This window comes from Streptococcus mitis (genome assembly GCF_001074635.1).
In the GTDB taxonomy this organism is placed as follows: domain Bacteria; phylum Bacillota; class Bacilli; order Lactobacillales; family Streptococcaceae; genus Streptococcus; species Streptococcus mitis_E.
On record NZ_JUQO01000127.1, the window covers coordinates 1 to 553 of the forward strand.

General features: G+C 28.4%; 1 protein-coding gene. It reads right to left on the minus strand.

All coding sequences use genetic code 11. From position 1 onward, the window contains the following. On the minus strand, nucleotides 1-468 hold a 468-nt coding region (locus tag ADI58_RS05370), incomplete at its 3' end, for a site-specific integrase (protein WP_049521754.1). Nucleotides 469-553: the final 85 nt, after the last annotated feature.

Genomic DNA, 553 nt, shown 5'->3' on the forward strand with positions numbered 1-553 from the left:
ATCTTTGAGATGAATGTTGCAAAGTTCAGAAATTCTGATGCCTGTTGAAAGTAAAAGTGAAATAATTAGTAGATTTCTTTCAGCGTGTTGTTTTTGATAATCAGTTTTAGATAGAACTATTCTCTGCTCTAAATATGAAAAAATACTTTTCAAAATGTCATACGGAATCGTTTTAGGCAATACTTTTTCAGTTCTAAATTGAAAGCGCAATTGATTGAAGGGATTCTCTTCAATTATGTTCTGGTATTTTAGATAGTTATAAAACACCTTCATACAAGCAATTTTTCTTCTTAATGTATTCGTTTTTATGTTAGATTGTGTCAACTGTTCTATATAGGATTCTACATTATCATAGTCTGAGTTATAAAATTGCATAAGATCATTCTTATAAGCGCGAATCGTGTGTGAACTCAAACGCTTATGAGTTTTGCAATAATCTAAGTAAGTAGAAATAAGTTTATAATCCATAAAAATCTCCTTTATCAATAATCATGCTATTATAAACTTATTTTGATGCTTTGTATAGTGATAATAAATTGTTATCGGTAGGAGA